General features: G+C 72.8%; 6 protein-coding genes and 1 pseudogene. 4 read left to right on the top strand and 3 right to left on the bottom strand.

Going from position 1 to position 10596, the window contains the following annotated elements; all coding sequences use genetic code 11:
- Positions 1-55: 55 nt before the first annotated feature.
- Positions 56-1399, top strand: coding sequence for a maltokinase N-terminal cap-like domain-containing protein (locus tag AC067A_RS02395; protein WP_478613362.1), 1344 nt, complete (start codon positions 56-58; stop codon positions 1397-1399).
- A 178-nt stretch (positions 1400-1577) separates the two neighbouring features.
- On the top strand, positions 1578-3971 hold the full coding sequence (glgB, locus tag AC067A_RS02390) for a 1,4-alpha-glucan branching enzyme (protein ID WP_478613359.1): 2394 nt from the start codon (positions 1578-1580) through the stop codon (positions 3969-3971).
- 39 nt (positions 3972-4010) lie between these two features.
- On the opposite strand, the gene AC067A_RS02385 is transcribed toward glgB, so the two are convergent.
- Positions 4011-6269, bottom strand: a complete 2259-nt coding sequence (locus tag AC067A_RS02385) for a HelD family protein (RefSeq protein WP_478613356.1) — start codon at positions 6267-6269, stop codon at positions 4011-4013.
- A gap of 187 nt (positions 6270-6456) precedes the next feature.
- Positions 6457-6975 carry an Lrp/AsnC family transcriptional regulator gene (locus AC067A_RS02380; RefSeq protein WP_478613353.1) on the bottom strand — a complete coding sequence of 173 codons (519 nt, stop codon included), beginning with the start codon at positions 6973-6975 and terminating at the stop codon, positions 6457-6459.
- 67 nt (positions 6976-7042) lie between these two features.
- Between AC067A_RS02380 and AC067A_RS02375 the strand changes: the two are divergent.
- Both AC067A_RS02375 and AC067A_RS02370 read left to right on the top strand, forming a co-directional pair.
- Positions 7043-7927: pseudogene (locus AC067A_RS02375) on the top strand (NAD-dependent epimerase/dehydratase family protein); the annotation flags it as partial.
- Positions 7928-8106: 179 nt separating this feature from the next.
- Entirely contained in the window at positions 8107-8985 is an 879-nt protein-coding gene (locus tag AC067A_RS02370; protein WP_478613351.1) for an aldo/keto reductase, read from the top strand.
- Between the two features lie 105 nt (positions 8986-9090).
- Here AC067A_RS02370 and AC067A_RS02365 read toward each other — a convergent pair whose 3' ends face one another.
- Entirely contained in the window at positions 9091-10473 is a 1383-nt protein-coding gene (locus tag AC067A_RS02365) for a cation:dicarboxylate symporter family transporter (protein ID WP_478613348.1), read from the bottom strand.
- Positions 10474-10596: the final 123 nt, after the last annotated feature.

The raw sequence follows: 10596 nt of genomic DNA, 5'->3' as shown, positions 1-10596 counted from the left end.
GCATTTGAACGCACACGAAAGCCCACTGCGCACCCCGGGGAAAGGACGCGATGTCATGCCGGAGACCGCATCCACCACCCGGGCCCCGGACGCCCTCCTCCCGTCCCTCGCCCCCCTGCTCCACGAATGGCTGCCACGGCAGCGCTGGTTCGCGGGCAAGGGCCGCCGGGTCACCGGATTCACCCTGGACGCGGCCACCGAGCTGCTGCCTCTGGACGGCGCGGGACCCGGCCTCCTCCACCTGCTCGTACGGGTCGAACAACCCGGCCGCCCGGCCGGGACACCCGCCGACTGCTACCAACTCCTCCTGGGCGTACGCACCCAGCTCCCGCCCCGCCTCGCCCCCGCCCTGATCGGGCGGGTCCGGCAGGGGCCGCTCGCCGGACGGGCCGTCTACGAAGGGCTGCGCGACCCGCGGCTCGCCGGACTCGTCTACGAGCGGCTGCGCACCCCGGGCCGCACCGGGCCCCTGCGCTTCCACGCCACGACGGCCCTCCCCGCCGCCCTCGCCCCCCGCATGCTCGACACCGAACAGTCCAACTCGTCACTGGTCTACGGCGATTCGTTCATCCTCAAGATCTTCCGGCGGGTCAGCCCCGGCGCCAACCCCGACCTCGAACTCCCGCTCGCCCTCAGCCAGGCAGGCTGCGAACGGGTCCCCGCGCCCGTCGCCTGGTTCGAGTCCGGGGCCTCCACCCTCGGCGTCCTCCAGCCCTACCTGCGCAACTCCCGCGACGGCTGGCGGCTCGCCCTCGACGCGCTCGCCGACGGCCGCGAGTTCACCACCGAGGCCCGCGCCCTCGGCCGCGCCACCGCCGAGGTCCACCTCGCCCTCGCCGAAGCCCTGCCCACCCGGCGGCTGCGGAAGGCCGAGGCCGCGGAGGTCGCCGACGCGATGGACCGCCGCCTCCACGCGGCGGCCCAGGCCGTGCCCGCGCTCCTCCCGTACGTGCCCGGCCTGCGGGCGGTCTTCGCCGCGGCCGGCGCCGGCGCCGGGGCACTCCAGCGCATCCACGGCGACCTGCACCTCGGCCAGACCCTCCGCGGGTCCGACGGCGCCTGGGCCGTCATCGACTTCGAGGGCGAACCCGCGAAGTCCCTCGACGAACGGCGCAGCCCCCAGCCCACCGTCCGCGACGTCGCCGGCATGCTCCGCTCCTTCGACTACGCGGCCCGCACCCACCGCCCCTGGAACGCCGACTGGGCCGCCCGCTGCAGGGCCGCCTACTGCACCGGGTACGCCGAGGCGGCCGGGGAGGACCCGCGGGCCGATCCCGCGCTGCTGCGGGCCTACGAGACCGACAAGGCGGTCTACGAGGTCGTCTACGAGGCGCGGCACCGTCCCGACTGGCTCCCCGTCCCCATGTCCGCCATCCACCGCCTCTCCACCCCCCTGTGACCCCCCGCACCGCCCGCCCTCACCCCCTGCCGGCCGGGTGGGGGACACGGATGGAGCAGGGGGTGGGGGCTGTGGCCTGCGGGAACGGGGTGGGCCCCGTTCGGCCGAGTGTCCAGGCAGGACAGAGAGACGTTGCGCATCCGTACCCCCGTTCCCCTCGCCCCTCAGGAGGCCCCCGTTGACCGCCCGATCCGCAGGCAAGACGTCCCGCACCAAGAAGACGCCCACGCCGGACCGGACCGCGGTACGGAAGGCGCCACCACTGGACTCGACGGCGCCGCCGAAGGCGCCGCTGGATCCGGCGCCCCCTCGGAAGGCGCCGCTGGATCCGGCGTCCCCCCGGAAGGCGCCGCCGCCGGACCGGACCGCGCCGCGGAAGGCGCCGCCGCTGGAGCCGGGTGAGCGGGCGCGGCTGCTGGCGGGTGAGCACCATGATCCGCACGGCGTGCTGGGGGCGCATCCGGTGCGGGGCGGGATCGCCGTCCGGGTGCTGCGCCCGTGGGCGAAGGAGGTCGCGGTCGTCACGAAGGACCGGCGTGTGGTCCTGCACGACGACGGGGACGGGCTGTTCTCGGCGGTGATCCCGCGGCTGCGCAAGGTCCCGGCGTACGAGCTGCGGGTCCGCTACGAGGACGGCGGCGACGAGCTGGCCGTACGCGACCCGTACCGCTTCCTGCCGTCGCTCGGCGAGCTCGACCTGCATCTCATCGGGGAGGGCCGGCACGAGGAGCTGTGGACGGCGCTCGGCTCCCGGACGATGACCCACGAGGGCGTCGCCGGCACCCGTTTCGCCGTGTGGGCGCCGAACGCGCGGGGCGTGCGGGTCACGGGTGACTTCACGTACTGGGACGGCACGGGACTGCCGATGCGGTCGCTGGGTTCGACGGGCGTGTGGGAGCTGTTCGTGCCGGGGATCGGCGAGGGCGCCGTCTACAAGTACGACATCACCCGCCCGGACGGCTCGCACACCGTCCGGGCGGATCCGATGGCCCGCCGCACCGAGTGCCCGCCGAACACCGCCTCGATCGTCACCGAGTCGCACTTCGAGTGGGACGACGCGGAGTGGATGGAGCGGCGCGGGGCCCGCCCGCACCACGAGGCCCCGCTGTCGGTGTACGAGATGCACCTGCCGTCGTGGCGTCCGGGCCTGACGTACCGGCAGCTGGCCGAGCAGCTCCCGGCCTACGTGCGGGACCTGGGCTTCACGCACGTGGAGTTCATGGCCGTCGCCGAGCACCCGTTCAGCGGCTCGTGGGGCTACCAGGTGACCGGGTTCTACGCGCCGACGGCCCGGCTGGGCACGCCGGACGACTTCCGGTACCTGGTGGACGCGCTGCACCGGGCGGGCATCGGGGTCCTGATGGACTGGGTCCCGGCGCATTTCCCGAAGGACGACTGGGCGCTGGCCGAGTTCGACGGTCGCCCGCTGTACGAGCACGAGGACCCGCGCCGCTCGCACCACCCCGACTGGGGGACCCTGGAGTTCGACTACGGCCGCAAGGAGGTGCGGAACTTCCTGGTGGCGAACGCGGTCTACTGGTGCCAGGAGTTCCACATCGACGGGCTGCGCGTGGACGCGGTGGCGTCGATGCTCTACCTGGACTACTCGCGGGAGCACGGCGAGTGGCTGCCGAACGAGTTCGGCGGCCGGGAGAACCTGGACGCGGTGGCGTTCCTCCAGGAGATGAACGCCACGGTGTACCGGCGCTGCCCGGGCATCGTGACCTTCGCCGAGGAGTCGACGGCCTGGGACGGGGTGACGCGGGCGACCGACCAGGTGGGTCCGGGCGGCTTCGGCGGCCTGGGCTTCGGCATGAAGTGGAACATGGGCTGGATGCACGACTCGCTCGGCTACGTCGAGAAGGAGCCGGTGCACCGCAAGTACCACCACCACGAGATGACGTTCTCGATGGTGTACGCGTACAGCGAGAACTACATCCTGCCGATCTCGCACGACGAGGTGGTGCACGGCAAGCGGTCCCTGGTGTCGAAGATGCCGGGCGACTGGTGGCAGCAGCGGGCCAACCACCGGGCCTACCTGGGGTTCATGTGGGCCCATCCCGGCAAGCAACTCCTGTACATGGGCCAGGAGTTCGCCCAGGGTGCGGAGTGGTCGGCGGAGCACGGCCCGGACTGGTGGCTGCTCGACCCGACGTACGGGGCGGAGGCGGACCACCGGGGTGTGCGGGACCTGGTGCGGGACCTGAACACGGTGTACACGGCGAGCCCGTCGCTCTGGGAGCGTGACACCGCCCCGGAGGGCTTCCAGTGGGTGGTCGGGGACGCGGCCGACGACAACGTCTTCGCCTTCCTGCGCTTCGACGCGTTCGGCTCGCCGCTGCTCGCCGTGTCCAACTTCTCGCCCGTCGTCCGGCACGACTACCGGCTCGGGGTGCCGGACGCCTTCGCCGCCTGGTCGGAGGTCCTGAACACGGACGCGGCCCGGTACGGCGGCGGGGACGTCGTCGGCACCGACCCGGTGAAGACCGAGTCGGTGCCGTGGCACGGCCGCGCGGCGAGCCTCCGGATGACGCTGCCCCCGCTGGCGACGGTCTGGCTCAGGCCGGCGTGACGGTCCCGCCGCGGCCGGTGCCGGCCTTCGCGTGACGGTCTACGCGGGGGTCGGTACGGCGGGGGCCGCCGGGCGGATGATCCCCAGGCGCTGGGTGGCCCGGGTCAGTGCCACGTACAGGTCGTTGACGCCGTGCGTGGCGCCGGCCCGGATGCCGTCCGGATCGACGACGAGGACGGTGTCGAACTCCAGGCCCTTCGCCTGCCGGGGGTCGAGCAGGACGACCGGCCGGGTGAGGTCGGGCTTCGGGCCGTACGAGGCGTCCGGGAGGGCGGCGACGAGACCGGGATGGAGCGCGGGCGGGGCGATGACGGCGAGCCGCCCCTCCGCGCGGGCCTCGGCGGCGACCGCGTCGGCGGCCTCCTTGACCGGGTCGTCGACGGTGCGGTCCCAGGGTTCCACTCCGGTGGAGCGGACCGAGCTCGGCGGCTCGAAGGCCGGGTCGTCGGACCGCCGCACCTCGGCGGCGACGGCCATGATCTCGGCGGGCGTGCGGTAGTTGACGCCGAGGCGGACGTGGTCCCAGCGGTCCTCCACGTACGGCGCGAGGATGCTCTCCCAGGCGCCGACCCCCGCCGGGTCGCCGGTCTGGGCGGGGTCGCCGACCAGGGTCATGGAGCGGTTGGGGCTGCGGCGCATGAGCAGGCGCCAGGTCATCGCGGAGAGCTCCTGGGCCTCGTCGACGATGATGTGGCCGAAGGCCCAGGTGCGGTCGGCGGCGGCCCGTTCGGCGGCGGTGCGGTGGTCGGCCTCCTCGTGGCGTTCGGCGAAGCGCTCGGCGTCGATGATGTCGTGGGCCGAGAGGACCTCGGAGGCGTCCTTGTCGAGTTCCTCCTTGTCCTCGAACTCGTAGGTGCGCGAGGCGAAGGAGACGTCGAGGACGCCCTGCGCGTACTGGATCTGCTTCTGCCGTTCGGCCTCCTCGGCGGCGCGGGCCGCCGAGTCGTCCTCGCCGAGGAGTTCGGCCGCCTCGTCGAGCAGGGGTACGTCCCCGGGGGTCCAGGGTCCGCCGTCGCGCCGGATCGCCGCGGCGTCGGCCTCGGGAAGGTGGGTGGGTTCGGCGAGGTAGTCGGCGAGGAAGTCCTGCGGGGTGAGGGCGGGCCAGAGCGTGCCGATCGCCGCGTACACCTCGGGGTTGGCGGCGATGCCCTTGGCGAGCAGCGCGATGTCGTCGGGGCCGAGGAAGTTGGGACCGCCGTAGGGGTCGGCGCCGATCCGGTCGGCGAGCTGTTCGGCGAGCGCGTCGAGGATGCGGAAGACGAAGTACGGGCGGGCGAGGTTGTGCGGGAGGGCGGTCTCGCGGGCCTTGTGGCGGGCCTCCAGCGCCATGTCCCAGTCGATGACCAGGTCGCCGTCGTCGTGCGGGACGACGAGCGGCTCGCCGCGGTCGGGGACCTGCTGGCGGTCGCGTACGGCCGCGGCGAGGGCGTCGGCCATGGCGGCGGAGCCCTTGACCGCGGCGGCCTCCGCGGTGTCGGTGCCGGTGGCGCGGACGCCGGGGAAGAGCTCGGCGGGGGTGGCGAGGAGGACGCCGGTCTCGCCGAGGGAGGGCAGGACGTTGCCGATGTAGCCGAGGAACGCCGGGTTGGGGCCGACGATCAGGACGGCCCGCCGGGCGAGCTGCTCGCGGTGCGCGTAGAGGAGGTATGCGGCCCGGTGCAGGGCGACGGCCGTCTTGCCGGTTCCGGGGCCGCCCTCGACGACGAGGACCCCGCGGTGCGGCGAGCGGATGATGGCGTCCTGCTCGGCCTGGATGGTCTGCACGATGTCGTGCATCCGGCCGGTGCGGGCGGCGTCGAGCGCGGCGAGCAGCACCTCGTCGGCGTCCCGGCTCTCGTGGCCGGTGCGGGTGGCGTCGGTCAGGTCGAGGACCTCGTCGTGCAGCGCGGTCACGGTGCGGCCGACGGTGGTGAGGTGCCGGCGGCGGGTGAGGCCCATCGGCTCGTACCCGGTGGCGAGGTAGAAGGGCCGGGCGACCTCGGCGCGCCAGTCGACGACGAGCGGGGTGCGGTTCGCGTCGTCCTCGCGGATGCCGAGCCGGCCGATGTGGTGGTCGCGGCCGTCCTTGAACACGAGCCGGCCGAAGCAGAGCCCGCTCTCCCCCGCGTTCAGCGCGGCGAGCAGACCGGACTGCTCGGCGACCATCACGTCCCGCTCCAGCCGGCCCTGGTTGCCGCCGACCCCCGGGGTGCGCAGGGCCTGCGCGACGGAGGCCTCGGCCTGGTCCCTGAGGTCGTCGAGCCGTCCGTACAGATCGGTGATGAATTGCTGCTCTTTCCGAAATTCCTCGGTTGACAATTCGACTCCCGGCGCGATACAGTGCGTTTATTGAACTTCTCCGTGCCTCTCGTATGTCCGGACACGGAACCCATGAATATACGCGACGCAATACCCCGGCTGTCAATTCTAGTCGGGGTATTTCCGTATGCGCGGTGAGCGGGTCACACGGGGACTCGCCCCGTGGGGGGCGCCGGGACGGGCGTCGTCACGCGGGCGGCAGCAGCGGCTTCCGCTCGACCGGGGACGACAGGACGATCGAGGTCGTGGTCCTGCCGAGCGCCGAGGTCTGCTCCAGGACCTCTTCGAGGTGGATCGTGTCGGTGACGGCGACCTTGAGGATCCAGCAGTCCTCGCCGACCACGTGGTGGACCTCCAGGACCTCGGGTCGCGCGGTGAGCTCCAGGGTGCGGGGGTGCTTCAGGGTGTAGCCGCCGTGCGGGTTCACCCTGATGAAGGCCTGGATGCCGTAGCCCAGCCGCGCCGGCGAGACGTGGGCCCCGTACCCCGTGACCGCCCCGCCCGCCTCCAGGCGCCGCACCCGCTCGGTGACCGCCGCCGGACTGAGCCGTACCCGGCGCCCGAGCTCGCTGAGCTTCATGCGGCCGTCGCTCTGGAGGAGGCCCAGGATCTGCCGGTCGATGGCGTCGAAAGCGGCCGCCGAGGTTTCGTCGGCGCCCGCACGCGAAGGCCGTGGTTCCTTCGGCGAGACGGCCCGCACTCCCATGTATCCCCCTTCATCCGGCGAGCCCACAACGTAACACTTGTCCCCGAATACAAAGGAGTTGGGATTCGTGAACGTTCTGGTCATCGGCGGCAACCGCTATTTCGGAAAGCGGCTCATCGCGCTGCTGCGGGAATCCGGGCACGGCGTCACGGTGCTCAACCGGGGCTCCTCCCCCGCCCCCGGGGGAATCGAGCAGCTCGTCGCCGACCGCGACGACGAGGTCTCCCTGGAATCCGTTCTCACCGGCCGTTCCTTCGACGTCGTCGTCGACCAGGTCTGCTATACCCCCCGCCAGGCCGAGATCGCCCGGCGCGTGTTCCGTGACCGCACCCGCCGCTACGTGATGACCTCGACGGTGGAGGTGTACGAGTACGAGGACTCGGCCACTCCGGTCGCCGAGACCGCCCTCGACCTCTCGGCGGTCACCGTCGACACCGGCCTGCCCTGGGAGGACCCCGAGTTCCTCGACGCCCACTACGGCGAGGGCAAGCGCCAGGCCGAGGCGGTCTTCGCGGCCGGCTCCCCCTTCGCCTGGACGTCCGTACGGGTCGCCCACGTCCTCGGCGGCGCCGACGACTTCACCGGCCGGCTCGACCACTACGTCCGGCGCATCCGCGCCGCCGAACCCATCGCCGTACCGGCCGTCGACCACCCCGCCACCTACGTGTACGTCGACGAGATCGCCGCCTTCCTCGCCTGGACCGTCTCCGCGGACTTCACCGGCCCCGTGAACGCCCACTCCCACGGCCCCCTCACCACCGCCGACATCTGCGCCGAAATCCACCGGCACGTCGGCGGCCGCGCCCACTTCCGTCCGGTCGACGTCGGCCGGATCTCCCCCTTCTCCTTCACCCGCTCCTACGGCATGGACAATTCCCGCGCCACCGCGCTCGGCTATTCCTTCAGCCACTCGCGGGAATGGCTGGCGAAGGCGGTCGCGGAAACGGTCGGGGAAACGGCCGGGGAGGTCGACGGGGCTGTGGCCGGGGCCTCGGTCGGGGAGACCGGTGAGGCCGCGGTCGGGGAAACCGGTGAGGACCCGGTCGGGGAAACGGGTGAGGCCGCGGTCGGGGAAACCCGCGAGACCGCGGTCAGGGCTGCGGTCGAAGAGGCCGCCGGGGTGGTGCGGTGATGCGGTACCGCATGCTCGGAGACGTGCGCGTCGGGGCGGTCGGCCTCGGCACCATGCCGCTCTCCATCGAGGGCCGGCCCGACGAGGCGCGGGCCGTCGCCACCGTGCACGCCGCACTCGACGCGGGCGTCACCCTCCTCGACACCGCCGACTCCTACCACCCGCCGAACGGCACCCCCGGTGAGGGCGAACTCCTCGTGGCGCGCGCGCTCGCCTCCTACGGCGGCGTTACGGACGGCGTACTCGTCGCGACGAAGGGCGGCCGGGGACGCACGCCGGACGGCGGTTGGACCGTCGACGGCCGCCCCGAGCACCTGCGCCGAGCGGCGGAGGCCTCGGCACGACGGCTCGGCGGCGACGCGATCGGCCTCTACCAGCTGCACAAGCCGGACCCCGCCGTCCCGTACGCCGAATCCCTCGGAGCGGTGAGGGAGTTGCTGGACGCCGGCACGATCCGCCTCGCGGGCGTCTCGAACGTCGACACCGACCGGATCCTCCTCGCCCGCGACATCCTCGGCGACCGGCTCGTCTCCGTCCAGAACCGCTACTCCCCCGCCGTCCGGGACAGCGAGGCCGAACTCCGGCTCTGTGCGCGGCTCGGTCTCGCCTTCCTCCCGTGGAGCCCCCTGGGCGGCATCTCCCGCAGCTCCCTCGACGGCGCGTCGGCCCTGGAACAGGATCCTTCGTCCGGCGCCTTCCACCGTGTGGCGCGTGCCCGCGGGGTCAGCCCTCAGCGGGTCGCCCTCGCGTGGCTGCTCTCCCGCTCCGGCACCGTCGTCCCCATCCCGGGGGCGAGTCGGCCGTCGTCCGTGCGGGACTCGGCGGACGCGGCCGCCCTCGTCCTCTCCCCGGACGAGCTCTCCGCGCTCGACGGGTAAGAAGGGCGGCCCCGCCCTTTCGGGGCCGAGCCGCCCTCCCCCGGGGCCCGGATCCGGCTCAAGACCCGGGACCCGGAGCCTTCTCCCCCGGGCACGGCCCCCGGGTCAGACGCCGGTGCGGGCTTTCTCGTGGCCGGGGTCGGGGCGGGGGTCGGGGACGGGGACGGGGGTGTGGTCGTCGAGGAGGGTGTCCTCGGGGAAGGGGACGCGGCCGGAGAGGACGTCGGACACCCGCGCCCGGTCGATCTCCCGCGTCCAGGTGCCGACGAGCACGGTGGCGACGGCGTTGCCGGCGAAGTTGGTGAGGGCGCGGGCCTCGCTCATGAAGCGGTCGATGCCGACGATGAGGCCGACCCCGTCGACGAGTTCGGGGCGGTGGGACTGGAGGCCGCCGGCGAGGGTGGCGAGCCCTGCGCCGGTGACGCCCGCGGCACCCTTGGAGGCGATGATCATGAAGACGAGGAGGGAGATCTGCTCGCCGAGGGAGAGGGGGTCGCCCATGGCCTCGGCGGTGAAGAGGGAGGCCATCGTGAGGTAGATGGCGGTGCCGTCGAGGTTGAAGGAGTAGCCGGTCGGCACGGTGATGCCGACGACGGGCTTGCTGACGCCGAGGTGCTCCATCTTCGCGATGAGCCGGGGCAGCGCCGACTCGGAGGAGGAGGTGGAGAGGATGAGCAGGAACTCGCGGCCCAGGTACTTCAGGAGGGACCAGATGTTGATCCCGGCGACCAGCCGGAGGATCGTGCCGAGGACGACGAAGACGAAGAGCCCGCAGGTCACGTAGAAGCCGATCATGATGACGGCGAGCGACTTGAGCGCGGCGGCGCCGGTCGCGCCGACGACGGCGGCGATCGCGCCGAAGGCGCCGACGGGGGCGGCCCACATGATCATGCCGAGGATGCGGAAGACGAGCCGCTGGATGTGGCCGATGCCGCGCAGGACGGGCTCTCCGGCGGCGCCCATGGCCTGGAGCGCGAAGCCGGCGAGGAGGGCGACGAGGAGGGTCTGGAGGACCTCTCCGCCGGTGAAGGCGGAGACGAGGGTGGTGGGGATGACGCCGAGCAGGAAGTCGGTCGTGGACTCGCTCGCGCCCTCGGCCTGCTTGGCGCCGGCCTCGGCGATCTCGTGGGTGAGGTGGAGTCCGGAGCCGGGCTCCAGGAGGTTGCCGACGAGCAGGCCGATCGCGAGTGCGACGGTCGACATGACGAGGAAGTAGCCGAGGGCGAGGCCGCCGACGGCGCCGACCTTGGCGGCCTTCCTGACGGATCCGACGCCGAGCACGATCGTGCAGAAGATGATCGGCGAGATCATCATCTTGATCAGGTTGACGAAGCCGGTGCCCAGGGGCTTGAGCTCGACGGCGACGCCCGGCGCCAGGAAGCCGACCGCGATGCCGAGCAGTACGGCGCCGATGACGGCCAGATACAGATAGTGCGTACGGTCCCGCCGTGCGGCCACGGGGTCCTCCTCGTGCTGTCGGATGTCCACGTCCCGGTGGACTCCGCGACTATCCACCAGCCTGTGACCGGGGTCACCGTTGCGTACGTTTCGTTCACGACCGAAGGGTGGGGTGCGCCGGAAGGGCGCGGGCGGCAGGGCGGCGGGGCACGG

The organism is Streptomyces sp. NPDC043176 (assembly GCF_056436715.1).
The sequence above is the reverse complement of the archived record's forward strand: the minus strand, read 5'-3'. Positions and strand labels throughout refer to the sequence as shown.